The sequence below is a fragment of the Cryobacterium sp. N22 genome, from assembly GCF_002929555.1.
GTDB lineage: Bacteria > Actinomycetota > Actinomycetes > Actinomycetales > Microbacteriaceae > Cryobacterium.
Genome location: NZ_PJJP01000034.1, coordinates 41,290 through 67,635, shown reverse-complemented (window position 1 = coordinate 67,635; position 26,346 = coordinate 41,290). Strand labels below are relative to the sequence as shown.

The 26,346-nt window shown below is 69.6% G+C and carries 20 protein-coding genes and 2 pseudogenes; 14 read left to right on the top strand and 8 right to left on the bottom strand.

Going from position 1 to position 26,346, the window contains the following annotated elements:
* The first annotated feature begins 107 nt into the window (after window positions 1-107).
* The 4 genes from CXY76_RS09490 to narI are packed head-to-tail and all read left to right on the top strand — an operon-like array spanning window position 108 to window position 6,972.
* On the top strand, window positions 108-3,812 hold the full coding sequence (locus CXY76_RS09490) for a nitrate reductase subunit alpha (RefSeq protein WP_369826119.1): 3,705 nt from the start codon (window positions 108-110) through the stop codon (window positions 3,810-3,812).
* Window positions 3,813-5,477, top strand: a complete 1,665-nt coding sequence (gene narH, locus CXY76_RS09485) for a nitrate reductase subunit beta (RefSeq protein WP_104163991.1) — start codon at window positions 3,813-3,815, stop codon at window positions 5,475-5,477.
* Window positions 5,474-6,166, top strand: a complete 693-nt coding sequence (gene narJ / locus CXY76_RS09480) for a nitrate reductase molybdenum cofactor assembly chaperone (protein ID WP_104163990.1) — start codon at window positions 5,474-5,476, stop codon at window positions 6,164-6,166. Before narH ends, narJ begins: the two co-directional genes overlap by 4 nt.
* A complete protein-coding gene (narI, locus tag CXY76_RS09475; protein ID WP_104163989.1) occupies window positions 6,163-6,972 on the top strand; it encodes a respiratory nitrate reductase subunit gamma in 810 nt (269 codons plus the stop codon). The genes narJ and narI overlap by 4 nt, the downstream gene beginning before the upstream one ends.
* Before the next feature lie 291 nt (window positions 6,973-7,263).
* Here the strand turns inward: narI and CXY76_RS09470 are convergent, their stop codons facing one another.
* Together CXY76_RS09470 and CXY76_RS09465 are read right to left on the bottom strand one after the other, a co-directional pair.
* Entirely contained in the window at window positions 7,264-8,892 is a 1,629-nt protein-coding gene (locus CXY76_RS09470) for an HNH endonuclease signature motif containing protein (protein ID WP_104163988.1), read from the bottom strand.
* 100 nt (window positions 8,893-8,992) lie between these two features.
* Window positions 8,993-9,466, bottom strand: a complete 474-nt coding sequence (locus CXY76_RS09465) for a hypothetical protein (protein WP_104163987.1) — start codon at window positions 9,464-9,466, stop codon at window positions 8,993-8,995.
* Between the two features lie 152 nt (window positions 9,467-9,618).
* On the opposite strand from CXY76_RS09465, the gene CXY76_RS09460 reads away from it, so the two are divergent.
* The gene (locus CXY76_RS09460; RefSeq protein WP_199190257.1) at window positions 9,619-10,839 is read left to right on the top strand and encodes a sensor histidine kinase; all 1,221 of its coding nucleotides are present in this window, start codon (window positions 9,619-9,621) and stop codon (window positions 10,837-10,839) included.
* Between the two features lie 23 nt (window positions 10,840-10,862).
* Window positions 10,863-11,443 (top strand): annotated as a pseudogene (locus tag CXY76_RS09455) (DNA-binding response regulator).
* Here CXY76_RS09455 and CXY76_RS09450 read toward each other — a convergent pair.
* On the bottom strand, window positions 11,440-12,765 hold the full coding sequence (locus CXY76_RS09450; RefSeq protein WP_104163985.1) for an MFS transporter: 1,326 nt from the start codon (window positions 12,763-12,765) through the stop codon (window positions 11,440-11,442). The pseudogene CXY76_RS09455 and the gene CXY76_RS09450 overlap by 4 nt on opposite strands.
* Window positions 12,766-12,946: 181 nt before the next feature.
* Here CXY76_RS09450 and moaA point away from each other — a divergent pair, with 181 nt between their 5' ends.
* Together moaA and CXY76_RS09440 are read left to right on the top strand one after the other, a co-directional pair.
* A complete protein-coding gene (moaA, locus tag CXY76_RS09445) occupies window positions 12,947-14,062 on the top strand; it encodes a GTP 3',8-cyclase MoaA (RefSeq protein ID WP_104163984.1) in 1,116 nt (371 codons plus the stop codon).
* A 40-nt stretch (window positions 14,063-14,102) separates the two neighbouring features.
* Complete coding sequence (locus CXY76_RS09440) at window positions 14,103-14,813, top strand: metalloregulator ArsR/SmtB family transcription factor (protein ID WP_104163983.1); 711 nt, start codon at window positions 14,103-14,105, stop codon at window positions 14,811-14,813.
* 56 nt (window positions 14,814-14,869) lie between these two features.
* On the opposite strand, the gene CXY76_RS09435 is transcribed toward CXY76_RS09440, so the two are convergent.
* On the bottom strand, window positions 14,870-15,208 hold the full coding sequence (locus CXY76_RS09435; RefSeq protein WP_104163982.1) for a non-heme iron oxygenase ferredoxin subunit: 339 nt from the start codon (window positions 15,206-15,208) through the stop codon (window positions 14,870-14,872).
* 125 nt (window positions 15,209-15,333) lie between these two features.
* Between CXY76_RS09435 and CXY76_RS09430 the strand changes: the two genes are divergently transcribed.
* The 6 genes from CXY76_RS09430 to CXY76_RS09405 all read left to right on the top strand — a co-directional run bounded on the left by CXY76_RS09430 (window position 15,334) and on the right by CXY76_RS09405 (window position 22,730).
* Window positions 15,334-15,660 (top strand): DUF2249 domain-containing protein, encoded by a 327-nt coding sequence (locus tag CXY76_RS09430; protein ID WP_233199681.1) that lies wholly within the window; start codon window positions 15,334-15,336, stop codon window positions 15,658-15,660.
* Between the two features lie 32 nt (window positions 15,661-15,692).
* Window positions 15,693-16,901 carry a hypothetical protein gene (locus CXY76_RS09425; protein WP_233199680.1) on the top strand — a complete coding sequence of 403 codons (1,209 nt, stop codon included), beginning with the start codon at window positions 15,693-15,695 and terminating at the stop codon, window positions 16,899-16,901.
* On the top strand, window positions 16,898-19,555 hold the full coding sequence (locus tag CXY76_RS09420) for a multicopper oxidase domain-containing protein (RefSeq protein ID WP_104163981.1): 2,658 nt from the start codon (window positions 16,898-16,900) through the stop codon (window positions 19,553-19,555). The genes CXY76_RS09425 and CXY76_RS09420 overlap by 4 nt, the downstream gene beginning before the upstream one ends.
* Entirely contained in the window at window positions 19,552-20,301 is a 750-nt protein-coding gene (locus tag CXY76_RS09415) for a Crp/Fnr family transcriptional regulator (protein ID WP_233199679.1), read from the top strand. Before CXY76_RS09420 ends, CXY76_RS09415 begins: the two co-directional genes overlap by 4 nt.
* 89 nt (window positions 20,302-20,390) lie before the next feature.
* On the top strand, window positions 20,391-20,624 hold the full coding sequence (locus CXY76_RS09410; protein ID WP_104163979.1) for a heavy-metal-associated domain-containing protein: 234 nt from the start codon (window positions 20,391-20,393) through the stop codon (window positions 20,622-20,624).
* Window positions 20,625-20,645: 21 nt separating this feature from the next.
* Window positions 20,646-22,730, top strand: coding sequence for a cation-translocating P-type ATPase (locus CXY76_RS09405; RefSeq protein ID WP_233199678.1), 2,085 nt, complete (start codon window positions 20,646-20,648; stop codon window positions 22,728-22,730).
* Here CXY76_RS09405 and CXY76_RS09400 read toward each other — a convergent pair.
* The 4 genes and pseudogenes from CXY76_RS09400 to cofD form a co-directional block, all read right to left on the bottom strand.
* A pseudogene (locus CXY76_RS09400) lies at window positions 22,629-23,066 on the bottom strand (lysoplasmalogenase family protein); the annotation flags it as partial. The gene CXY76_RS09405 and the pseudogene CXY76_RS09400 overlap by 102 nt on opposite strands.
* Window positions 23,067-23,237: 171 nt before the next feature.
* Window positions 23,238-24,119, bottom strand: a complete 882-nt coding sequence (locus CXY76_RS09395) for an alpha/beta fold hydrolase (protein ID WP_199190256.1) — start codon at window positions 24,117-24,119, stop codon at window positions 23,238-23,240.
* Window positions 24,120-24,236: 117 nt separating this feature from the next.
* Window positions 24,237-24,713: a hypothetical protein gene (locus CXY76_RS09390; protein ID WP_104163976.1), complete on the bottom strand. Its 477-nt coding sequence runs from the start codon at window positions 24,711-24,713 to the stop codon at window positions 24,237-24,239.
* A gap of 81 nt (window positions 24,714-24,794) precedes the next feature.
* Window positions 24,795-26,306 carry a 2-phospho-L-lactate transferase gene (cofD, locus tag CXY76_RS09385; protein ID WP_158253874.1) on the bottom strand — a complete coding sequence of 504 codons (1,512 nt, stop codon included), beginning with the start codon at window positions 26,304-26,306 and terminating at the stop codon, window positions 24,795-24,797.
* Window positions 26,307-26,346 lie beyond the last annotated feature (40 nt).

The window sequence follows — 26,346 nt, the reverse complement described above, 5'->3', positions numbered from 1 at the left end:
AGGAGATTTTCGTGAAGTCACTCAAGGATTCTGTCTTTTCACGAAACGGCCGAGCTGGCGGGGCGGCGTCCGCCAAGGCAGGCAGCGACGGCCCCCTCACCGACTCGATCCTCAACCTCGGCAGGTTCCTGCGTCGCGGTGAAACCTCACCCGACCTGCGCTCGTTGTTCCTCGAGGGCGGCCGCGACGCCGACTCGTTCTACCGCGACCGTTGGACCCACGACAAGGAGGTGCGGTCCACCCACGGCGTGAACTGCACGGGCTCCTGCTCCTGGAAGGTGTACGTCAAGGACGGCATCATCACCTGGGAGACCCAGCAGACCGACTACCCGTCCGTCGGCCCGGACTCGCCCGAGTACGAACCCCGCGGCTGCCCCCGCGGCGCCGCGTTCAGCTGGTACACCTACTCGCCCAACCGGGTGCGCTACCCCTATGTGCGCGGTGTGCTGCTCGAGCTGTACCGCGCCGCCAAGGCTCGCACCGGCGACCCGGTGCTCGCCTGGGCCGAGGTCACCGGCAACCCGGAGAGCGCCAAGGCGTACAAGAGCGCACGCGGTCAGGGTGGCCTGGTGCGCGCCAGCTGGGACGAGGCCGCGGAGATCGTCGCCGCCGCCCAGGTGCACACCATCAAGGAGTACGGGCCGGACCGCATCGCCGGTTTCTCGCCGATCCCGGCCATGTCGATCGTCTCGCACGGGGTGGGCAACCGGTTCATCACCCTGCTCGGCGGCACCATGCTCTCGTTCTACGACTGGTACGCCGACCTGCCCGTCGCCAGTCCGCAGGTGTTCGGCGACCAGACGGATGTGCCCGAATCCGCCGACTGGTGGAACTCCAGCTACCTGATCATGTGGGGCTCGAACGTTCCCGTGACCCGCACCCCCGACGCGCACTTCATGGTCGAGGCCCGCTACCGCGGCCAGAAGGTCATCACCGTCTCGCCCGACTACGCCGACAACTCCAAGTTCGCCGACGAGTGGCTGGCCGTGCACCCCGGCACCGACGGCGCCCTCGCCCTGGCCATGGGCCACGTCGTGCTCAAGGAATTCCTGGTCGACCGGCGCACCCCGCAGTTCGTGGACTACATGAAGAAGTTCAGCGACTCCGCCTACCTGATCACCCTCACCCCGCGTGGTGACGCCTACGTGCCCGGCAAGTTCCTCACCGCGGATGCCCTGCCCGACACGGCCTCCACCGTCGCCAGCGCCACCTTCAAGCCGGTGCTGCTCGACCAGGACGGCCACGCGGTTGTGCCCAACGGCTCGCTCGGCCACCGGTTCAGCGAAACCGACGCCGGCAAGTGGAACCTCGACCTGGAGGGCGTCGACCCGCTGCTCTCCATCGCGGACAGCCCCGACCACGACGGCCGGAGCGCCGCCATCGACATGCCCCGCTTCGACGTCTCCGCCCTCACCGGCGAGGAAGGCGAGGAGCACACCGGCGGCGCCGGCGTCATCCGCCGCGGCGTGCCCGTGCGCACGGTGGCCGGCCAGCTGGTCACCACGGTCTTCGACCTGCTGCTCGCCCAGTACGGCGTGAGCCGCGATGAGCTGAACCTGCCCGGCGTCTGGCCCACCGGCTACGACGACGCCTCCTCGCCCGGCACCCCCGCCTGGCAGGAAGAGATCACCTCGGTGCCGGCGTCGGCCGCGGCCCGGATCGGCCGGGAGTTCGCGCAGAACGCCGAGGACTCCGGCGGTCGCTCGATGATCCTGATGGGTGCCGGCACCAACCACTGGTTCCACTCCGACACCATCTACCGCGCGTTCCTCGCGCTGACCACAATGACCGGCTGCCAGGGCGTGAACGGCGGCGGCTGGGCACACTACGTGGGCCAGGAGAAGGTGCGCCCGGTCACCGGCCAAGCGCAGTACGCGTTCGCGCTGGACTGGGTGCGCCCGCCGCGCGCCATGATCGGCACCGCGTTCTGGTACCTCGCCACCGACCAGTGGCGCTACGACGGCCTCAGCGCCGACACCCTCGCCAGCCCGCTGGCCACCGGCACCTTCACCGGCCGAACCACGGCCGACTGCCTGGTCGAATCGGCCAAGCGCGGCTGGATGCCCAGCTACCCCACCTTCAACCGCAACTCGCTCGACATCGTCGACGACGCCGACAAGGCCGGGGTCGCGCCGGCCCAGTACGTGGTCGATTCGCTCAAGGACGGCAGCCTCGGCTACGCCTGCGAAGACCCTGACGCACCGGAGAACTTCCCCCGGGTGCTCGTTGTCTGGCGGGCCAACATCCTCGGCTCCTCGGGCAAGGGCAACGAGTACTTCCTCAAGCACCTGCTCGGCGCCCAGAGCGCCGTGCGCGCGCCGGAATCCCCGGAGGAGAAGCGCCCGCAGACCATGAAGTGGCACGAGTCTGCCCCGGAGGGCAAGCTCGACCTTATGGTCACCAGCGACTTCCGGATGACCTCCACCACCATCTACAGCGACGTGGTGCTGCCGCCGGCCACCTGGTACGAGAAGCACGACCTGTCGACCACGGACATGCACCCGTTCATCCACTCGTTCAACCCGGCGATCGACCCGCCGTTCCAGTCCAAGACCGACTTCGACATCTTCCACCTGCTGGCCCAGAAGGTCTCCGAGTTCTCCGAGACGCACCTCGGTGTGCGCCGCGACCTCGTCGCCACCCCGCTGATGCACGACACCCCCGACGCCATGGCCACCCCGCACGGCATCGTGGTGGAGAACCCCGACCTGATCCCCGGCATCACCATGCCCAGGCTGGTCGTGGTGGAACGTGACTACCCCGCCTTCGCCGCGCAGCTGGGCGCGCTCGGCCCGCTCACCGCCAAGCTCGGCATGACCATCAAGGGCGTCAAGTACGACCCCGACAAGGAGATCGAGTACCTCGGCACCAAGAACGGCCTCGTCGAGTCCGGACCCGCGGCCGGCCGGCCCAAGCTGGCCACCGACATCCACGCCTGCGAGATGGTGCTCGCGTTCTCCGGCACCACCAACGGCCGCCTCGGCACCCAGGGCTTCCGCCAGCTCGAGGAGCGCACCGGGCAGAAGCTCGCGCACCTGGCCAGCGACAACGAGGGCCGCCGGTTCACCTTCAAGGATGTGCAGGGCGCGCCGGTTCCGGTGCTCACCTCGCCGGAATGGTCGGGCAGCGAGCACGGCGGTCGCCGGTACAGCGCCTTCACCATCAACGTCGAACACCTCAAACCGTGGCACACCCTCACCGGGCGGCAACACTTCTACCTCGACCACGACTGGATGATCGAGCTCGGCGAGCAGCTGCCGATCTACCGGCCACCGCTGGACATGCACCGTCTCTTCGACGACTCGATCGTCGGGTCGACGAAGTCGACGGGGGCGCCCGGCTCGAAGGGCCGTGCCGAGGTGGCCGTGCGTTACCTCACCCCGCACTCCAAGTGGTCGATCCACTCCGAATACCAGGACAACCTGTTGATGCTCTCGCTTTCCCGCGGCGGACCCACCATCTGGATGTCGCCGCAGGACGCCGACAAGATCGGCGTGCGCGACAACGAGTGGATCGAGTCCTACAACCGCAACGGCGTCGTCGTGGCCCGGGCGATCGTCTCGCACCGGATGCCTGAGGGCACCGTGTACATGTACCACGCGAAGGACCGCACCATCAACGTGCCCGTCGCGGAGACCAGCGGACTGCGCGGTGGCACCAACAACTCGCTCACCCGCATCCTGCTCAAACCCAGCCACCTGATCGGCGGCTATGCCCAACTTTCATTCGCTTTCAACTACCTCGGCCCGACCGGGAACCAACGCGACGAGGTCACCGTGATCCGTCGACGCAGCCAGGAGGTTGAGTACTAAATGCGCGTTATGGCTCAAATGTCGATGATCATGAATCTCGACAAATGCATCGGCTGTCACACCTGCTCGGTGACCTGCAAGCAGGTCTGGACCAACCGCACCGGCGTCGAGTACGCCTGGTTCAACAACGTGGAGACCAAGCCCGGCGTGGGCTACCCGCGCCAGTACGAAGACCAGGAGAAGTGGAAGGGCGGCTGGGTGCGCACCAAGCGCGGCCGCCTGAAGCTGCGCGCCGGCGGCCGGCTGAGCAAGCTGCTGCACATCTTCGACAACCCCGACCTGCCCGTGATCGACGACTACTACGAGCCGTGGACCTACGACTACGACATGCTCACCACCGCTCCGGCCGGCACCCAAAGCCCGGTCGCTCGGCCCAAGTCGCTGCTGACCGGCAAGAACATGGACATCAAGTGGTCGGGTAACTGGGACGACAACCTCGGTGGCTCGCAGGAGACCGCCGCTGACGACCCCATCCTCGCCACCATGAGCGAGCACGTGAAGATGGAGTTCGAGAACACCTTCATGTTCTACCTGCCGCGCATCTGCGAGCACTGCCTCAACCCCGCCTGCGTCGCGGCGTGCCCGTCCGGCGCCATGTACAAGCGCGAGGAAGACGGCATCGTCCTCGTCGACGAGGACGGCTGCCGCGGCTGGCGCATGTGCGTCTCCGCCTGCCCCTACAAGAAGGTGTACTTCAACCACAAGACCGGCAAGGCCGAGAAGTGCACGCTCTGCTACCCGCTGATCGAACAGGGCAAGCCCACCATCTGCTCCGAGACCTGCGTGGGACGCCTGCGCTACCTCGGCCTGATGCTTTACGACGCCGACGCCGTGCTCGCCGCAGCGTCGATCGAGAACGACCAGGACCTGCTGGATGCCCAGCGCGGGGTCTTCCTCGACCCGTTCGATCCCGAGGTCATCGCCGCGGCCAAGGCTGAGGGCATGGAGGACGACTGGATCCTCGCGGCTCAGAACAGCCCGATCTACAAGCTCATCGCCGAGTACAAGATCGCGCTGCCGCTGCACCCCGAGTACCGCACCATGCCCATGGTCTGGTACATCCCGCCGCTGTCCCCGGTGGTCGACGTGGTCTCCACCACACAAGCAGACAGTGAGGATGCCCGCACCCTGTTCGCCGCCATCGACCGGCTGCGAATCCCGGTGGAGTACCTGGCCGGGCTGTTCTCGGCCGGCGACGTGCGACCGGTGGAGGCGTCGCTGAAGAAGCTCGCGGCGATGCGCTCCTACATGCGCGACATCAACCTCGGCAAGCCGGCCGACGAGCGCATCGCCCGCGCCGTCGGCATGACCGGCACGACGATGGAAGCCATGTACCGGTTGCTCGCCATCGCCAAGTACGAGGACCGCTACGTGATCCCCAAGGCTCACGTGGAGACCGCCCGCGAACTGGACGAGCTGGCCTGCTCGCTCGAAACCGACGGCGGACCCGGCATGGGCGGACCCGGCCAGAACGCCGGACCGTTCGGCCAGGAGCCCGGCATGCCGCTGGCCGGCACCGTGTCCAACTACAACGAGATGACCGGCAAGGGCGGCGAGAAGACCAAGCCCACCACCCCGGGCCGGGTCAACCTGCTCAACTGGACCGGTGGCAATGTGCCTCCGGGCATGTTCCCGCCGAAGCAGAGCCCGGGAGCGCCCGCATGAGAATGCCCAAGCTCGCCCCCCGGCGGGTGACCGCTCTCGCGCTCGACGACCAGCACCGCCGGATCGCGCACATGGCGGCCTCCCTGCTGCTGGACTACCCCGACGAGGAGCGCCGGGCCAAGTTCGCCGTCGTCGCCGCATCGCTGGGCGAGCTGCCGGAGGCGCTGCAGTCGGCGTTCGGCGCGTTCCTCGACGCCGCCGGCGAGCTCAGCCAGCAGGAGCTCGAGGTGCACTTCACGGCCACCTTCGACCTCAAGCGCAAGTGCTGCCCGTACCTGAGCTACTACGCCGCCGGCGACACCCGTCGGCGCGGCATGGCCCTGGTGCGCTTCGTCGAGGCCTACCGGGCCGCCGGCTGGGAGGTCGACGCCGACGAGCTGCCCGACTACCTGCCGATGGTTCTCGAATTCTCCGCGCTCTCCGATTCCCCGATCGCCGGTCAGCTGCTCTCGTCCCACCGGGACGGCATCGAGGTGTTGCGCGCGGCCCTGGAGAAGGTCAACAGCCCGTACGCGCACCTCGTCGAAGCGGTCTGCCTGTCGCTGCCGCCGATCGACGACGAGACCCGCAAGCGTTACCTGGACCTCGTCAATGAGGGCCCGCCCACCGAGACCGTCGGTATGACCTACCTCGGCAACCTGAAACCGTTCTCCGCGCATGGCGCGTCCAGTGAGGAAGTACGCCGATGACCCCGCTCGATTTCCTGTTGTGGGTGGCGTTCCCCTACTTCGCCGCGGCCACCTTCGTGGTCGGCCACATCCTGCGGTACCGGTTCGACCAGTTCGGCTGGACGAGCCGCTCCAGTCAGACCTATGAGAACCGGCTGCTGCGCTGGGGGTCGCCGATGTTCCACTACGGCATGATCATGGTGATCGGCGGCCACGTCGTGGGCCTGTTCATCCCCAAGCCCTGGCTGGAATTCTTCGGCGTCACCGAGCACATCTACCACCTCGGCGCCACCTGGATGGGAAGCGTCGCGGCGGTGCTGACCATCGCGGGGCTGGTCATCCTGATCATCCGCCGGCGACTGGTCACCCGGGTGCACCTGGCCACCACGGTGATGGACAAGGTGATGTACATCTTCCTCGGCGGCACCATCCTGTTCGGCACCATCGCCACCGTGCTGCACCAGGTGCTCGGCGCCGGCTACGACTACCGCGGCTCGATCTCCCCGTGGATCCGCAGCCTCTGGGGCCTGCAGCCCGACCCGTCGCTGATGAGTGACGTGCCGTTCTTCTTCCAGCTGCACGTGCTCACTGCCACGGCGCTGTTCCTGCTCTGGCCGTTTACCCGGCTGGTGCACGTGTTCTCCGCCCCGATCGGTTACATCTGGCGGCCCTACGTGATCTACCGCTCGCGCGACACCCACAAGGGCTCCGGCGCCCGCCCGGTGCAGCGCGGCTGGGAAAAGGCGGAGCTCCCCAACGTGCGGGTCTCCCCGCGCGCCGACGAGCCCGCTCGCCCCTCCCGCTCCCGCACCAACATCCGCCGCTAACGCCGCCTCGCGAACGCGGTCGTCCCGCTGGATCTCGACAAGCTCGATCAACGCATGGTGCCGACCCGCTCGTCGGTCGAGCTTGTCGAGACCACGTGACGTATCCGAGGTCGGTTCCCACCTCGTTGGTCGAGCTTGTCGAGACCACGTGACGTATCCGAGGTCGGTTCCCACCTCGTTGGTCGAGCTTGTCGACGCCGTGCTGAGCTTGTCGAATTAGACCTGGTGAGCTGTGTCGCGATCGCGCACCGGGTCGGGGGATCTCGACAGGCTCGATCAACGGATGGGGGCTTAGGTGTGTCGCGGTTGGTTGTGGTTGGGCATCTCGATGAGGGTCTGCCCGGGGTCGATGGTGGCGGGTGGCCGGAGCCAGTAGCGGCCGGTGTTTTCGAAGATTTGCCAGCGTTGGTTGTGCAGCAGCATGTGGTGGCCGGGGCAGAGCAGGATGCCCTGGTTGATGTCGGTTCTGCCGTGGTCCCGAAGCCAGTGGTCGATGTGGTGGGCTTCGGTGAAGGCTGGTGGCCGGTCGCAGCCGGGCCATCGGCAGCCGCCGTCGCGGGCGGCGAGGGCGCGGCGTTGGGCCCGGGTGAACAGGCGTTGTTCGTGGCCCAGGTCCAGTGGCCGGTCGAACTCGTCGACCCTGATCTCGACGGTGCCGGAGTCGCAGATCAGGCGTTCGATGGTTTCGGCGGAGACCGGGGCGTTGTTGCCTTCGATGTAGCCGTGGCCGGCCTGCCCGGGTAGGCAGATCAGGATGTCGTCGGGTGTAGCCGGTGTAGCCGGTGCAGCCAGTGCGTCGGCGGCGTGGAGTTCGTTGGTATCGGTGGGCTCTGCGGCGGCGGGCCGGGCGGCCGGGGTGTGGGTGGTGAGGATCTGCACGGCGGGGCGTCGGCCGCCGAGCATGTTGTTGGGGTTGATGGTGGTGCCGGCTTTGAGCAGGTCGATGAAGCCGTCGCAGGTGATCTGGGTGGTTGTGCGGGGGTCGTCTTTGACTCGTTTGGCCCAGGCGGCCCGGTCGGTGTCGACGAAGCGCACGCCGCCGCGGCGGGGGCTGGTGAAGCTGTCGAAGGCGGATTTGATGAACTCGCCCTGTTCCGGCGGGAAGAGGCCGTCGACGCGGACCTGGCCGGTGTTCAGGGTCCAGATGCGCAGGTAGCGGTCGTCCCAGGCCTTCTGTTCGCGCACCCGGATGCCGGCCTCGTCGAGGGTGTCACGTACTTGGCGGGCTCGTTTGAGCAGCTGGTCCACGTTCATCGCTTCGGCGTCAACGAGCAGCCCGGCCAGGGCGTCGGCGAGGGCCGCACCGGTGACGACGGTGTCGATGTCGCCCAGGCCGGTGCGCAGGGCGTGGGCGGCATCGATGGAGAGGGCGCCTCCGGTCACGGCGTGCGAGATCGGTGCGTGCCACGGCGCCGGTGCCGGCGGCAGCAGCAGCGGAACGGCGGAGTCCTGGGCGTCGGGGGAGTCCGGGTTGAGCGCGCCATCCAGCGCACCGTCGAGCAACCAGCGGGCCGCCTCGTCCTCGGCCGCCCGGAACGCGGCCGCCTGCGCTTCGGCGTCTTCGGTCTCGGCGAGCATCCGGCCCACACCGACGAGCTTCCGCGACTCGACCTTGCTCGTGCCGGTCAGCTCCTGGATCAGGGCCTCGGGGTTGAGGAAACCCTGCTGCGCAGCCAGGCCGGACTGGCCCAGCTCCCACCGGGAACGCTGGGCGAGGGTCTTCGCCATCCAGGCCTTGCGGGTATCGAGCTCGCGCTGCGCCTGCGCGAGAGTGCGCTGACCGGCCAATACAGCGGCATCCGACAACGTGTCGTAGTCGGTGCTGCAGGAGCCCAGCCGGGCCACGTCGAGGGCCGCACCCACCAGCGCATCGTCGCGAGGAGCGACGAATGTATCTGCGAGACTCGACTGGTTTGTCATGCCCCGAATCTAGCCCGATTACGAAGCTTTGTGTGAGTAAATGTCAACTTGTGGATAACCTTTTTGCCCACCGACCGCACCCTGCCCGGACGGCAGCTCCCTAGCGGAGGACCGTGACGCCGAGGGTGGCGAGCACGCCGAAGACCACGCCCCAGATGATGATCGAGATGATCTGCCAGAGGATGACGACGTTCTTCGAGGCGCCGAACGACACCATGGCGGCCGAGGTGATCTGGCTCGGCAGGATCGTCTGGCCGAGGAGGCTGACACCGGCGACGCCGTACCTGTCGAAGCGCTCTCGCAGCTTCGCCCGGCGGGGCGAGTCGGGCTTGGCGACTTTGCCGAGGCGAACCCGTGACCGTACCCCGTGGGCGCTGAGAACGAACGCGAGCATCGAGAGCACGTTGCCGACGATGGCGGCGAGGATGGCGACGACCGGATTGACGCCGGCGAGAATGCCGATGGCAGCGCCGAAGTACGACTCCACGAACGGGATCGCGGCGGCGAGGACGATTCCCAACCACTGCAGGAGCTCGGGCAGGGAGGCGGTGAAGTCGCGCAGCGCGTCAATCAAGGTGAAGCCTTTCTTCGGTTGGCCCGGTTTCTCCAAGCCATGACTCAACCCTCCGGGTCGGCTGCTCCCCGCTGAAGTGTCGCCGTGTCACCGCATGCCGGGCACTTCTGCACGTCGGACAGTGACAAATGTCACTGCTCTACGCTGGCAGCATGCCTGACGCCCCTACCCGCGAATCGCCGCGCCCGCACGGGCAGGCGCGCAGCGTGCACACGACCTGGACCTACACCCTCGGATCGATCGTCTTCTTCTTCGTCGTGCTCGATTCGATCCTGCTGAGCGTGGCTGCCGCGAACTTCGCGGCAGCCGAAGACCCCCGCGACGCCGCCCTCATCGTGCTGATTCTCGTGTGCGCGGCGATACACGTGCGCTACTGCTGGTTCCTCCGGGTCGGTCGGGGCGGCGGGATGCCGAGGCTCGCCTGGACCGTCGCCCTGATCGTTCCCGCGGTCGCCGTGTGGCTGCTCGGCCTCGTCACCCCGGGCGCCGGCCTGTTCGCCGCCTTCCCACTGTGGATGAGTGTCAACGCCATCGCACCCCTACTGCCCAGGGCGCGCCGGTGGACGGTGCTCGTCGCCGGTGCCGCCGTAACCCTGGCCCACCCGCTGCTGGCGTCGTCGGCCTTCGGCCATCCGCTCGAGGCATCGGGTCCCTCGGGCGTCTGGCTGTTGTTCGCCTACGGTGCGATGCTGCCGATGATGGTGCTCTCGAGCCTGTGGTGGTGGGAGATCGTGGTGACCCTCGATCGGCACCGGTCGGTCGCCGCCGAGCTCGCGGTCGCGCACGAGCGACTGCGCTTCGCCTCCGACCTGCACGACATCCAGGGCCATCACCTGCAGGTGATCGCGCTCAAGTCCGAACTGGCCGAACGCCTCCTTTCCATCGATCCGGATGCCGCCAGGGAGCACCTGCACGAGACCCGGCTCATCGCCAAGCGGGCGCTCGAGGAGACCCGCTCCCTCGTTGCCGGCTACCGCGAAGTGGATCTGGCGACGGAGCTCGAGAACGCCCGGGAGGTGCTGACCGCGTCCGGGGCGGACTGCGCACTCGAACTCGGCGCCCTGCCCACGGATATCGAGGTGCGCAGAGTGCTCGCCCTGGTCGTGCGGGAGGCGACGACGAACATCCTGCGGCACAGCACCGCGAGCCGGGCGGCGATCACCCTCGCCACAAGCGCCGCCGGCAGCACCCTCGAGGTCGTCAACAACGCGGCATCGCCCGCGACGGATGCCCTGGGACACGCCCCCAGCAGCGGCCTGACCGGTTTGCGCGACCGGGTCGCGGCGATCGGCGGGCACCTGGACACCGAAAGCGATGGCGACACCTTTGTGCTGCGGGTATTCGTCGCCGTCAGGGCAGGGGTTGACGCGTGAGCGCGGCGCCCCGTGTCATCCGGCTGTTGATCGCCGATGATGAGCACCTGATCCGCGGCGCGCTCAGCGCCCTGCCGACATCGAGGTCGTGGCCAGCGTCGGAAACGGCGTCGCGGCGGCGGAGCGGGCGCTGGAGACGAAGCCCGACGTGTGCCTGCTCGACCTCGAGATGCCCGAGGCCGATGGCATCGAGGCGGCCACACGCATCCTCTCGACGGTGGCGACGAAGGTCGTGATCGTGACGCGGCATGCCCGCCCCGGTGTGCTGCGGCGCGCGCTGGGAGCACGGGTGTCGGGATTCGTGCCGAAGTCGACGGCGGCTGAGGACCTCGCCGACGTGATCCGCGCCGTGGCGGCGGGCAAGCGGTACATCGACCCCGAGATCGCGGCGACGGCGCTGACGGCGGAACGCTGCCCGCTCACCGACCGCGAACTCGACGCTCTGCGGTTCAGCCGGTCGACGATGAGCGTGCAGGAGATCGCCGACAGGCTCCATCTCGCGGCCGGGACCGTGCGCAATTACCTGTCATCGGCGATGACGAAGCTCAACGCACGGTCCCGGCACGAGGCTGCCGAGATCGCCTGGCAGCAGGGCTGGATCTAGCCGGGGTACGGGGCGTTCGGCCGGGCGTAGAAGACCCAGGCCAGGACGGTGCAGAAGACGCAGAACACGGCGCAGCCGATGAAGAACGCGGTCGGGCTGATCGCCGTGAGCGAGATGCCCACGATGAACGGGCCGAACGCCGCGATGGCGGAGGTCCAGGCGATGGCGCCGCCGGCCTGGCGCTTGGGGAAGATCATCGGCATCTGCTTGAACGTGCCGCCGTTGGCCAGGCCCGCGAAGAAGAAGATGATCAGCATCCCGGTGAGGAAGCCCCAGAACTCGCCGACGCTCGACGGGGTGAGGAAGAACGCGGTCAGGACCGTGCCCACCACCATGCCGGCGCCGCCGACGAAGGTGAAGATCGCGCCGCCGAACTTGTCGCAGAACGGGCCGCTCGCCGCGCGCACGGCGGCACCGACGACGGGGCCGATGAAGGCGAACGCCAGGGGGTTGGGCGCATCCGGGAAGTCGCCGTAGACGTTGAGGATGATCAGGCCCATCTGGGCGGCCAGGCCGCTGTAGGCGCCGAAGCTCATCAGGTAGATCGCGGTCATGATCCAGGTGTGCTTGACCTTGAAGATGTCCACCTGCTGCGCGAAGTTGGCCGTGATCGGCACCCTGCGCAGGTAGACGATCGAGAGCACCATCGCGAGCAGGGCCCAGGGAATGAGCACGAGTCCGCCGTTGTGCAGCCAGACCAGCTCGCCGTTGGCGCTGGACTGCGGGGTGAGCGCGGCCGTGCCGAGCAGGCCGAATCCGACCACCCAGGGCAGCAGCAGCTGGATCAGGCCGATACCGAAGTTGCCCAGGCCCGCCTGCAGTCCGAGTGCGGTGCCGGCCAGGCGCTTGGGAAAGAAGTAGCTGGTGGAGGCCATCAGGCCGGAGAACGCGCCGCCGCCGATGCCGGCCGAGAACGACAGGCAGAGCAGCACCCAGAACGGCGTCGAGGTGTCCCGCACGGCGAGGGTCCAGCCGAGCATCGGCAGGATCAACAGCCCGGACGACATCGCGACCAGGTTGCGGGTGCCCATGATCGGCGGCAGGAACATGAAGACCAACCGCAGGATGCCGGCGGCCAGGCCGGGCAGGGCCACCAGCCAGTAGAGCTGCTCGGGTGCGAGCGAGTAGCCGATGTCGTTGAGTCGCGGCGCGATCGCGCTCACCAGGTACCAGGAGGCGAACGCGAGGGTGAGGCTGAAGGTGGTGATCCAGAGGGTGCGCCAAGCGAGCTTGGAATCCCAGGTCTCTTCGTTTTCCGGGTCCCAATTGGACAGGTCCGGTTCGAGGCGGCTGCTGACGGCGGTGGAAGCGGCGGCTGACATGAAAGCTCCTGGTTTCCGGTCGGATGAGAGTGCACCCTGATGGTGTGCTCAAGGTCAGCCTGACCGTCGCCGCGGCGTGCGACAACGAGCGAACACCGTGAAAAATGATTCGGCCCGACAGAGGCGGTTGTCTTCGCGGGCGATGCGGCGAACCCGAACCGTTCGGGGTTAGGGTCGGTGTATGTCCGGCGCACCGATCCCCGTGCGCGTCATCGAGCCGCTGGCCGGTGGCGTGCCGCTCCGGCCTGCCCCGGCCCCGGATGTCTCCCTCGTCGACACCCTCGGTCGCCCACTGCACGACCTGCGCCTGTCGGTCACCGACCGGTGCAACTTCCGCTGCGTGTACTGCATGCCCAAGGAGGTCTTCGGCAAGGACTTCGCGTTCATGCCGCGCGATGAGATGCTCTCGTTCGAGGAGATGACCCGGCTGGCGCGCATCTCGGTGGCGCACGGTGTGGAAAAGATCCGGCTCACCGGCGGTGAACCGCTGCTGCGCAAGGGCCTCGAAGAACTCATCGAGATGCTCGCCGCCCTGCGCACCCCCGACGGCCGGCCCGTGGACATCGCCCTCACCACCAACGGCTCCGCCCTGGCGATGAAGGCCCAGGCGCTCAAGGACGCCGGCCTGGCGCGGGTGACAGTGTCCCTGGATTCCCTGGACGACACCACCTTCCGCACCATGAACGACGTCAACTTCCCGGTCGCCCGCATCCTGGCCGGCCTCGACGCCGCCCACGCCGTGGGCCTGGGCCCGATCAAGATCAACATGGTCGTCAAGCGCGGCCAGAACGACCACGACATCGTCAACATGGCCCGGCATTTCAAGGGCACCCCGTACATCCTGCGGTTCATCGAGTTCATGGACGTGGGCACCAGCAACGGCTGGGACATGGCCGCCGTGCTGCCGTCCAGCGAGGTGCGCGATCGCATCCACGCCGAACTGCCGCTGGAAGAAGTGGCGCCCAACTACACCGGCGAGACCAGTAGGCGCTGGCGCTACGCCGACGGCGAGGGCGAGATCGGCCTGATCTCCAGCGTCACCCAGTCCTTCTGCCACACCTGCTCGCGGGCCCGCGTCTCCACCGACGGCAAGCTGTTCACCTGCCTGTTCGCCAGCGAGGGTCACGACCTGCGCAAGCTGCTCCGCGACGGCAGCAGCGACGAGCAGCTCTCGGCCGCGATGGGCTCCATCTGGCGCACCCGCAACGACCGGGCCTCCCAGCTGCGCAGCGCCCAGACCGGTGCGGTGCGCGCTCCCGGCGGCAAGAAGATCGAGATGTCCTACATCGGCGGCTGACCACCGGCCCGGTTTAACCGCACGCTGCTACTCTAAAATCATGGTTTCGACCGATCAGAGTGACGCCAGGCACGCGGCCCTGGCCAGCGAGCCGCGCCGTCGGGTGCTGGGCCTGCTCACCGCCGCCGCCGGGCCGCTGGATGCCGTCACCGTAGCCGCGGGCATCGGCCTGCACGTCACCACGGCCCGGTTCCACCTGGAGCAACTCGAGGCCGCCGGACTCGTCGAGCGCCGGGTGGCCAGGGCCGGCCAGCGTGGCCGCCCGCACGTGCTGTTCAGCCCGGTGGCGGCGCCGCTGCCCGCAGAAGACGCCCAGCAGCAGCTCACCCAGGCCCTCGCCTCCGTGATCGGCGAGGACGCCGATGGCGGCCGCGCCCGCTCGGTGCGCGCCGGCGAGCGTTGGTCGGCGCAGTACCCGGCCGTGGCGGATGCCGACGCCCCACCCGGCGCGACGGGTGGGGCGTCGGCCACCGGGGAACCCGGCACCGGCATCGTGCCCCCGTTGCTGCGGGTGCTCACCGAGATCGGTTTCGAGCCTCAGCTGCGCGCCGACGAGAACACCATCGCGCTGCCCGCCTGCCCGTTCCGCGCCGAGGCGCGGCAGAATCCCGACGTGGTCTGCTCGGTGCACCTGGGCCTGATCAAGGGCCTGGTGCGGGAGCGGGGCCACGACGCCTCCGGCATCCGCCTGCTGCCCTTCGTGCAGCCCCACCTCTGTCTCGTGGAGTTGCCGCCAGGTCTCGCGAACTGAGAGAAAAGCCCCACGTCGCGCCGCAAACTGGTGCTTAACTCACAGTTCGCGGGGCGTTAGGCCACGTAGGAGGACACGTCGACCTGCGTGCTGACGTCGACGTAGACGTCGCCGTCGATGATGGTGAGCGGGTAGACCGGCACCGGCTCGGAGGCCGGCAGGGTGCGGGCCCGCCCGGTGGACAGCTCGAACCGTCCGCCGTGCGCCCAGCACTCGAGGTCGTCGCCCTCGACGAAGCCGTCGGAGAGGGAGATGTCGGCGTGTGAGCACATATCGCCGAGCGCGAAGCAGTTGCCGGCGCTGTCCTTCACCAGTGCCACAGCCACGCCGTCGACCATCACCTTGATCGCTTCGCCGAGCTCGAGTTCGGATTCCGCGCACACCCTGGTTGCCATCTGCTTCTCGTTCCTGCCGATTCTTCTTGCGGCCTGGGCCGATGGGACGAACGTCCCGATTAAAAGGATAGGCATCCTCTAAAGTGACTCACTAGGGTCATACGACCCGGCGAAGGAGAATTCTTGTGACTGTCGAACCGATCAACCTCTCATCCAGCCGTCCCGGTGCCGTGGATGTCGAAGCCCCCGCTGGACATGCCTGCGCCTGCGGCCACGAAGACACCGAGAAGATCGTCCTCGACTCCCGCACCATCCCGCACGCCATTCGCCACGCCACGATTTTCGGAGCCCTCGGAGCCATCAAGCCCGGCTTCGCCCTCGACCTGATCGCCTCGCACAACCCGCTGCCGTTGCTCGGCCAGCTCGAAAGCAGCCGCCCCGGCGACTTCATCGTCTCCTACCTCGAGAACGGACCCGAAACCTGGACCATCCGCCTCACCCGCGCCAACTAGCCAGCGCCCGCCTGCCTGACCAGCCGCCGCCGATGACCACGCTCAGTCCCCTCCGCCGCACCGGCAGCGCAGCGCGCGGCACCGGTCCGGCGGCGCGGCCGAAGGTCACCGGCCGGCTGGTGTTCCTGCTCCTGGGCGGCATCGCCCTGCTCGCCGGACTCGACGGCGCCCTGCTGCTCCTCGGCCTGGCGGCCCCGGTCGACAACGCGCGGCTCAGCGCGGTGCACGGGCCGCTGATGGTGTTCGGCTTCGTCGGTACCGTCGTCGTGCTCGAACGGGCGGTGGCGGTGCGCCGCGGCTGGGCCTACCTGTCCCCGGGGCTGCTCGGCGCCGGCGGTCTCGCCCTCATCTCACCGCTGCCGGTGGTCGTGGGCCAGGTCGCCCTCGTCGCCGGCTGCGCCATGCTGCTGGCCATCTACGCCGAGATCTGGCGCCGGCAGGGGTCGGTGTCCACCGCGGTGCAGGTGCTCGGCGCCGTCGCCGGGCTGATGGCCACGGTGTTGTGGCTGCGCGGCATCGGCATCCCGCAACTCGCGCCCCTGCTGATCCTCTATCTGGTACTCACCATCGCCGGCGAACGCCTCGAGCTGTCCCGCATCTCGCCCACCGTGAACCGCCGGGCCGAACAGTGGATGCTCGCCCTCAGCCTCGCCCTCAGCTTCGGCTCGGTCATCGGCCTGGTCTGGCCGGTCGCCGGCTACCCGCTGCTGGGTGCCGGGATGCTGGCGCTGGTGGCCTGGCTCTTCCGCCACGACATCGCCACCCGCATGGTGCGCTCGGTCGGGCTGCCCCGCTACATGGCCTGCTGCCTCCTGGCCGGCTACGGCTGGCTGGTCGTGGTGGGCGGTATCTGGCTACTGCGGGGCCCGGTCTACTCCGGCCCCGCCTACGACGCCATGATGCACGCCGTGTTCCTCGGCTTCGTGATGTCGATGATCATGGCGCATGCGCCCACCATCCTGCCGGCCGTGCTGCGCCGGCCGCTGCCCTACCGGCCGGTCATGTATCTGCCGGCCGCGCTGCTGCACGCCTCGCTGCTGGCCCGGGTGCTGCTCGGCGACGCCTACGGTTGGCCGGTGCTGGTGCAGTGGGGCGGCGTGTTCAACATCGTCGCGGTGCTGCTGTTCGTGGCTGTCGCCGTGATCTCGGTGCTGCGCGGCGCCACCGTGCGACCTGCGCGCCCAGCATCACGCGGCGCCGCCGTGCCCACGCCCACACCCCTGCGAGGCTCGCTCCTATGAAGAACCGGCTCTGGCACATTGTCTCGGGCATCCTGGTGCCCGCCTGGCTGGCCGCCGCGGTGGTCTTCACCGTCCTGCACCGCCTCGTTCCGTCGTCGGGCTGGTTGCTCGTGCACCTGCTGCTGCTCGGCGCGGTGAGCACTGCCATCCTGATCTGGAGCCAGCACTTCGCCGACACCCTGCTGCGACGCAAGGCCCTCGGCCACCGCTTCTCGCTCGGGCTGCGGCTGAGCGCGCACACCGTGGGCGCCATCCTGGTGATGACGGGCATGGTCGTCGACGCGTACCCGCTGGTGCTGGTCGGCGGCGTCCTGGTGGGCCTGAACGCGATCCTTCACGCCGTCGTGATCGTGGGCCAGTCCCGCGGCGCGATGCCGGGCCGGTTCGCCCCGCTGGTGCGCTACTACGTGGCCAGCGCGCTGATGCTGGCCGCCGGGGTGGTTCTGGGCATCCTGATGGCCAGGCTCGACGGTGGCGGCGAAGACTATGAACGCCTCTTCATCGGACACCTCGGCCTCAACCTGCTCGGCTGGGTGGGCCTGACCGTGATCGGCACCATCGCCCTGCTCTGGCCCACGGTGCTGCACACCCGGGTGGAGGGCGCCACTCTCGCCGGCGGGCACACCCTGATGCTGCTCGTGGGCGCACTCGGTCTGCTCGCACTGGGCTGCCTGGCCGACCTGCGCCTGATCGTGGCCCTGGGCGTGCTGGTCTACCTGGCCGGGCTGGGCCGGGTGCTCTGGGAGGCCGTCGGCCACCTGCGCCGCGCGCCAGCCGTCACCTTCGCCGCCTGGAGCCTCGGCGCCGCGCTGGCCTGGTTCGCGCTCTGCACCCTCGGTTTCGGACTGCAGCTGGCCCTCGCCCCCAGCTGGACGGCCGCCGCCGCCGGTGTGGAAACCCTGGTGCCGTACTTCGCGGTCGGCTTCGCCGCCCAGATCCTGCTCGGCGCCCTGAGCCACCTGGTGCCCGTGGTGCTCGGCGGCGGCCCGGCCACCCTCAAGGCCACCGCGGCCGAACTCGACCGGGGCGGCCTGTTCAGGGTCGTGGTCGTCAACGGCGGCCTCGCCCTCACGCTGCTGCCGGTGTCCAGCACCCTCACCGTGCTGCTGTCGCTGCTGATCGTGGGCATTCTGGCCAGTTTCCTGGTGCTGTTCACCCTGGCGCTCCGCACCAACCGAAGGGTGCGCGCCCTCCCACTGGCGCGCATCGCACCGGGCGAACGCGCGGTGCCGGCCGAGCGACCCCGCAGCACCGGGCGGATGCTCGCGGCCGCGACCGTGCTGCTGCTCACGGTGACCGTGGGCATCGTGGCCGACCCGGCCTCTGTCGGCCTGTCGACGGTGTCGACCTCGGCCGCCGGCTCCGTCGCTGGTGCCGCGACCGGGCACACCACCACGGTGGCGGTGGACATGGTGGACACCCGGTTCGTGCCCGACCGCATCGAGGTGCCGGCCGGCGACGAACTGGTGATCGAACTCACCAACAGCGATGACATGGTGCACAACCTGGTGCTGGAGTCCGGGTTGGTGTCCGGCTCGCTCGACCCTGGCGCCACCGAAGCCGTGGCCGTGGGCGTGATCGGCGCGAGCGTGGACGGCTGGTGCTCGATCGCCGGACACCGGCTCCTGGGCATGGAGATCAGCATCGTCGCCGTGGGCGGCGACAGCGCCGCCGATGCCGGCGATGGCACGTCGATGGACGGTATGGCGGGCATGTCCGCAGACGGCAGCCACACCGGCCACGGCGCTGCTGCGACCGGGGCGTCCGCCGCCGACGACCTCGACCCCATGGCAGAACCCGGCGCCGCATTCGAGGCGAGGGACGCCACACTGCCGCCCGCCCCGTCCGACACCGTGCACCGGCAGACCCTGACCGTGCGCAATGTGGAGACCGAAGTGGCCCCTGGCGTCACCCAGATGCTGTGGACTTTCAACGGCACCGCTCCCGGGCCCACCCTGCGCGGCACGGTCGGCGACGTGTTCGAGATCACCCTGGTCAACGAGGGCACGATGGGCCATTCCATCGACTTCCACGCCGGAGACATCGCCCCCGATGACGTGATGCGCACCATCCAGCCCGGCGAGAGCCTGGTCTACACGTTCACCGCCACCCGGTCGGGCATCTGGCTCTACCACTGCTCCACCATGCCGATGTCGGTGCACATCGCCAACGGCATGTTCGGCGCCGTCATCATCGACCCGCCCGGCCTGGCCGAGGTCGATCGGGAGTACCTCGTCGTGCAGTCCGAGCTCTACCTCGGCGCGCAGGGCGGCGAGGTCGACGACCGCAAGGTCGAGGCGCAGACCCCCGACCTCGTCGTCTTCAACGGCTACGCCAACCAGTACGCCGCCCGCCCGCTCGCGGCCCGGGTGGGCGAGACCGTGCGGGTCTGGGTCCTGGATGCCGGCCCCAATGTGGGCAGCGCCTTCCACGTCGTCGGCGGACAGTTCCACACCGTCTACAGGGAGGGTGACTACACGCTCAAAGACGGCGGCAGTACCGGAACCGGCGGCTCCCAGGTGCTCGACCTCGCCGCGGCGCAGGGCGGTTTTGTGGAGCTCAGCTTCAGTCAGGCCGGCCACTACCCGTTCGTGAGCCACATCATGTCGGATGCCGAGAAGGGCGCCCGCGGCGTCATCGAGGTGCTGCCGTGAGTGAGCCCCGGCGCACGGTGCCGCTCCGCAGCACCTGTGGAAGCCCGCACCCGTGTCCGCCCGAGATGCAACTGCGGATCCTCGGGCAGATCGGCCTCTTCCACGACCTGCCCGGCGTCGAGCTGGCCTCGATCGGCAGACGGATGGAATCGCTGGCCTGGTCCGCCGGCGAGGCCATGTTCACCGCCGGCGACCCCGCCGAGCACGTCTATCTGCTCGCGGCCGGCCAGGCGAAGGCCTTCCGCACCACCCCCGCCGGCCAGCGCACCAGCCTCGACTTCTTCGGGCCGGGAGACGTGCTCGGCGGCCTCACCTGGGCGGGCCGCAGCGGCTACGCCGAGACGGCCGTGGCCCTGGTCACCACCTGCGCCCTCCGCATCGACGCCGGCGCCTTCCGCGAGGTGATGCTCGCGCATCCGTCGGTGGCGCTCGGCGTGCTCGACGTGGTCTCCGACCGTCTGGCCCGCGCCCGCTCCACCGAGCAGGAGCAGGCCTCCACGACCGTCACCGAACGGGTGGCGGCCGGCCTGCTCCGCCTGGCCGACAGCTTCGGCGTGCCGGGCGACGCCCCCGGCACGACCCTCATCCAGCTGCCCCTGACCCGCGCCGACCTGGCCGCCATGGCGGGCACCAGCGCCGAGTCGGTGTCCCGCACGATGAGCCGGCTCCGCCGCGACGGACTCATCGACTCGGGCCGCCGCTGGACCGCGGTGCTCGACCGGACCGGCCTGCTCGCGGCAAAATGACGGCCGTCATGGTCGCCGGCCGGCGGCTTCCGTAACGTCGTGAATGCCCCGGTCAGCCGGGGTGCGCGGCACCTACGAAAGGACACACCATGACCACCCTCACCACCACCCACACCATCCTGCGGGCCGACGGCTTCTCCTGCCCCTCGTGCGTCGCCAAGATCGAGAAGCTGGTCGGCCGGCTGCCCGGCGTCACCGGGGTCGCCGTGTTCTTCTCCTCCGCCCGCATCGAGATCGACCACGACCCGGCCCTGGTTACGACGGATGCCCTCATCGCCGCGGTCGGCAAGGCCGGCTACACCGCCCGGCTGGCCGCGTTCTGACGCCCAGGTCGGGGGAGTGACATGCGCACCGCGGCCGGCCTCGGCCGCCGGCTGAACACCCGTTGGACGATACCGGCCGTGTCCGGGACGCTGATCGCGGCGGCTTGGCTGGCCGGTCTGGCGCCAGCGTTGAGCCTGGCCTCGGACACGGCGATGGGGGCGGCCGCCATCGTGGCCGGCGCCCCGATCGCCCGGGCGGCCCTGCGTGGCCTGTCGGGGCGTGTGGTCGGCATCGACCTGCTTGTCACCGTGGCCACGGTGGGTGCTGTCGTACTCGGCGAGTACTGGGAGGCCGCCGCGGTGACCTTTCTGTTCGCCGTCGGCCACGCCCTCGAAACGGCGACCCTGAATCGCACCCGGTCCGCCCTGACCGCCCTCGTGGCGCTGGCGCCCGACGTGGCCGTGGTGCTGCGCGGCGGCGCGCAGGCCGAGGTGCCGGCCGCCGCCGTGCTCAGCGGCGAGACCGTGCTGGTCAAGTCCGGCGCGCGGGTGCCGGTGGACGGCATCGTGACGCAGGGCACCGGCGCCCTCGACGAGTCCTCGATCACGGGCGAATCCCTCCCGGTGGCCAAGGGGCCCGGCGACAGCGTCTTCGCCGGCACGATGTGCACCGGCGGGTTGCTGCAGGTCGAGGCCACCGAGGTCGGCGCGGCCACCACTCTGGCCCGCATCGTGCACAGGGTGGAGGAGGCCCAGGACGCCACCGCCCCGACCCAGGTCTTCATGGACAGGTTCTCCGCCTGGTACACCCCCGGTATCCTGGTGCTCGCCGTCGTCGTCGGTCTTGCCACCGGCGACCTGTTCCTGGCGCTGACGCTGCTGGTGATCGGCTGCCCCGGCGCCCTGGTCATCTCGATTCCCGTCGCGATCGTCGCCGGGATCGGCCGTGCCGCCCGGTCCGGAATCCTGATCAAGGGCGGCGAGTTCCTCGAGACCGCATCAAGGATCACCGTCGTCGCCGTCGACAAGACCGGAACCCTCACCCGGGGTCGCCCGCAACTGACCGACGTGGTGGTGCTGAACCCCGAACTGACCCGCGCCGACGTGCTCGGCTGGGCCGCCAGGGCCGAGGCCGGCTCCGGGCATCCGCTGGCCGGAGCGATCGTGTTGGCCGCCGCGGACAGCGCCACGGGGACGGCCGTGGCCGAAGCTCGCGGTGCCGGCGGAACCCACCTGCCCGACACCATCACGTCAATCCCCGGCCAGGGCATAACCGCCACCGTGGCCGGTCGCACCGTGCTGATCGGCAACCCGGCGCTGCTGGCCGCTCACGCCATCGACGACCCGGATGCGGCCGTCACGGTGGCCGCCGGCCTCGCCGCCCGCGGTCGCACGCCGCTGATCGTCGTGATCGACGGCATCGTGGCCGGGGTTCTCGCGGTTGCCGACGAGGTGCGTCCCGACGCCGCCCGCATGCTGGCGGGGCTGCGCGCCGCCGGGGTGCACAGGGTCATCATGCTCACCGGCGACGGCCCGCTGGTGGCATCCATGGTCGGTGCCGCCGTCGGTATCGACGAGATCCGGGCATCGCTGCTGCCCGAGGACAAGCTCGACGTGGTGACGCGGCTGCAACACGAGGGCCACGTTGTGGCGATGGTGGGCGACGGCGTGAACGATGCCCCGGCGCTGGCCACGGCCGACATCGGCATCGCGATGGGCGCGGCCGGGTCGGCGGTGGCGGTCGAAACCGCCGACATCGCCCTGATGGGTGACAACCTGCTGATGCTGCCCGTGGCCATCGACCTGGCCCGGCGCACCGTGCGCACCATGCACCAGAACGTTGCCGTCGCCGTGATAACGGTGGTGCTGCTGCTGGCCGGGGTGCTGCTGGGCGGTGTGACCATGGCCGTGGGGATGCTCGTGCACGAGGCATCCGTTCTGCTCGTGATCGTCAACGCGATGCGGCTGTTACGCCGAAGCCACCCGCGCCCGCTCGTGCCGCAGCAGCCCCCACACGATGAGCGTCTGGGCCGCGATATAGGTGACCATGATCAGGAAATCCGCCAGGGGTATGCCGGCGTCCGGCAGGAACCTGTTGATCGCCAGGAGCGAGTCGGAGACGACGAAGAGCGCCCCGCCCCACGCGACCCAGCGGTTGCACCGTGACGCGAATGCGGCCATCGCGGAGAGCACGATGCCGTAGGCGATGACCGGAATCAGCAGGGAGCCGGTGTGGGGGCCCAGAATCGTGAGCAAGACGATGAGCCAGGCCGCATAGGCGGCGGCCCACCATTGCAGCCGGCGCCGCACGGCGAGCCGGGTGACGAAAAGCACGAGGTAGGCGATGTGCGCCAGCAGGAAGAACACCAGGCCGACGACGAACCACCACGGGATCGTGACGTCTCCCACCCACGAGAGGAACAACGCGACTACCCCGAGCACCACTGCCGGCGAGCGACGCTCGGGCGCGCCCCAGATGAGCCCGGTCGCCAGGGCCGGCATGAGCAGCGGCTTCGTCCACTCCGCCGCGACGGGCAGCGACAGCAGGATGGCACCCAGGTGGATCACGGCGACCACGAGGAGCGGCAGAAACTGTACGACGGAAGACGCCGGTCGGACCGCAATACGGGATTCGTGCACTGTGCTCACTTCGATGGGGGCCGGATGTCTCACTCACTGTACTGAGATGTCACCCCGGCCGGCCCCAGGCTCGGCCCGGCCGGCCGGCGAGCCGGTGTCGTCGGGCGGGTCGAGGAACGAGAGGATGTCGGGCAGGAACCGGGGATCCAGCCCGGTGCTCATGTGGCCTCGGCCGGAGTAGAGGGCCAGGTCGGCGCGGGGGATACCCTCCGCCGTCTGGCGGAAAAGCTCGGCCGAATAGAAGGCATCCCTGTCCCCTCCGATCACCAGCGTTGGGGCCACGATGTCAGCCAACCCGGTGCGCAGGTTGAAGGCATCCTCGGCCCGGATGGTGGTCATCAGGTCGGCGCTCGCACGGGCGAAGAAGGGTTTGCCGATCAGCCAGCCCAGAGCCGCCAACAGCCGATTGGAGAGGGCGCCGGAGCCCGTCATCCGCATCAGCTCCGCCCCGGCGGCGCGCGGACGGCCGTCGAGAACGTCGTCGGCCACCCGCAGCATGGTGTCGCGGCCCTCCTCGCTGAGCCGGTAGGCGGCCGACACGATCACGAGCCGCTTCACGACGGCCGGGTGGTCGGCGGCGAGCTGCAGAGCCACGCTGCCGCCGGTGGACTCGCCGATCACGTCGACGGGTTCGTCGAAGCGCCGCAGCATCGCGCTGGCGTAGTCGGCGGCGATGTCGGCCATGGTGGCGGCGGGGTCGAGTCCCGGCCGCCGGTTCACCCACCACACCCGGCGCGACGCGGCGTACGGCAGAATCTGCCGGGCCTGGAAACGACGCTCGGTACCCGTGGGCGCGTCGTGGTTCGGGGTGGTGCCGGGTAGGAAGACCAGCGGCGGGCCGGAGCCGACGGCAAGGTAGGGCATCCCGCCGGGCCAGGTGCCGTAGACGCGGGGCGGCGTGGGAACAGGAGACATGACGGTGGCCCTTCGCTCGGGGGCGGGTCGGCGCGTGGCGCTTCGACGTAGCCGAGAGTAGCGCGGCCCCGTAGTCCCCGGCAGGGCTCGAGGCGTCCGGTTGGGTACCCGGTCGTCTCAGGTTCGGTTGTCGGTGTCCTGCGGCGGCGGCTGATCGGTGTGGCGCGGCTCGGTGGCCGCCGGGCGCTCGTCCACCGTTCCGGCACCCGTTGCGGTGTCGTCGTGGCGTCCGCCGTGGCGCGTGTCCACGGTCGGATCGATCTCGTCGGCGTGCCGGCTCTGCTCCTCGGAGTGGGCGCGGAGGTCCTGCGCTTCGGCTTGGCGCTGATCGGCTTCCTGGCGCAGCCGGTCGGCGTCCACCTGCGCCTGTTGGGCATCCGCCTGCGCCCGGGTGGCCTTGGCCTCGTTCTCGCGCGCGTCGATGGCGCGGGCCTCGGCATCCCGGCGCATCTCCTCGGCTCGCTGCTGGTCTTCGCGGTGTTTCTTCTCGCGCTGCTCCCGGCCGCGCCGGGCGGCGACGACGGCGATCACGCCGATGATGGCGATCACGACGACGATGCCCACGATGATCCAGATGACTGTGGCCGTGTCCATGGCAGTTCCACCTTCCGCACGCTCGAACCGATTCACCGGCGATAGTAGGCCGCTCGGCGGGGTTCTGCTTGCCCGGGCGGGTCAGGCGCGGGGCAGCACCCGCACGACCCGCAGCCGCTCGAGCACGACCTCGGTGTCGTCGGTCACGGTGAAGGCAGGGTCGCCGAGGTAGGCGCGCATGTCGTCGCTGTGCCAGAAGCGCTCGTGGCCGGCCCGCCAGGCGGCCACGGAGTCGTAGCCTTCACCTTCGTCGAGGGCGTGGTCCAGATCCACGGCGCCGAGGCGCACAACGCGCATCCCCGTGGTCTCGATGATCGCCACCGGGCGCCCCGCCGAATCGATCACGACCTGCCGGCTGCCGACCACGGGCAGCGGCTCGTCCTCGATGCCGTACTCGATGAGCGTGGACGTCGTCGAGGTCTTCGAGCCGTTCAGGATCGCGGCGACCAGCCGGTCGCGCAGCGGCCCGGGAAAGGCGAACTCCACGACCGGCAGGTCGTGCTGCGCCGGGTGCGCGGCGTCTGTCAGGTCGGCGGCGATCCTCAGGGCCTCGGCGGCGATCTGCGCCGTCGCGGCCACATCGCTCATCCAGAGCGGCACGGCGGCCGCGCGGATGCCGGCGGCCTCGAGCGCGGGCACCGCGTCGGCATCCGTCTCGTCGACGAGCCAGGCGTCGAGCACCCCGTCGCCCCGGCGGGAGCCGTAGTGCAGGCCCACCGCGAGGGCGGAGGTCTCCACGCCGATGGTGCTCAGGCAGGTGTCGGCCATGCCGCGCACGGCGGAACCGGAGATGATCGGCGAGATACCCACGACCCGGGCCGTGGTGGCGCGCAAGGCCTCGCGGATGCCGGGGATGCTCAGGATCGTGCCCACCGACACGACGGGGTTCGACGGTGGCAGGATCACCAGGTCGGCGGTGAGGATGGCGTCGATCACCCCGGGCGCCGCGACGGCGTCGGCCAGGCCCAGCTGCACGAACTCGGTGATGGGCGTGGTCGCGCGGTAGCGCACCCACCACTCCTCGAAGTGGATGAGGTCGCCCGCACGGTGCTCGTCGGCATCCTCGGCCAGCCGCACGTGCGTCTCCACGAACTGGTCGCTCATCGGCAGCAGCCGGGCGCCGGGCTGCCAGCGCCGGCAGAGGAACTCCGTGGCGGCGCTGAGGGTGGCGCCGTTTCGGAGCAGGTCGGTGCGCACGATGTGGGTGGCCAGGTCGAGGTCGCCGAGGGTGAACCACGACCAGCCGCGCCCGTATGCGGCGATCTCGGCGGAGGTGCGCCGGGACTCGTCGGGCCGGCCCCAGCCCTGCTCCTCGCTGATGCCGCCGCCGAGGGTGTACATCACGGTGTCGAGGTCGGGGCAGATGCGCAGCCCGTCGAGCCACATGTCGTCGCCGGTGTTGACGATCACGGTGACCTCGCTGGCGGCCCCCGCGGTGGTTTCCTGCGCCGAGCCGCCGGAAACCGCCCCTTCACGCCCGCCGAAGGGGTCATTTGCCGCAACTCGAGCGTCCACGGAGGCCAGCTGCTGCAGCAACCCGCGGGTGAAGCGGGCGCCGCCGACGCCGCCGGCGAGAACTGTGACTCGGGTCATGGGGGTTCCTTCTGCAGGTCTAGGTGTCGTGCGAGTTGCC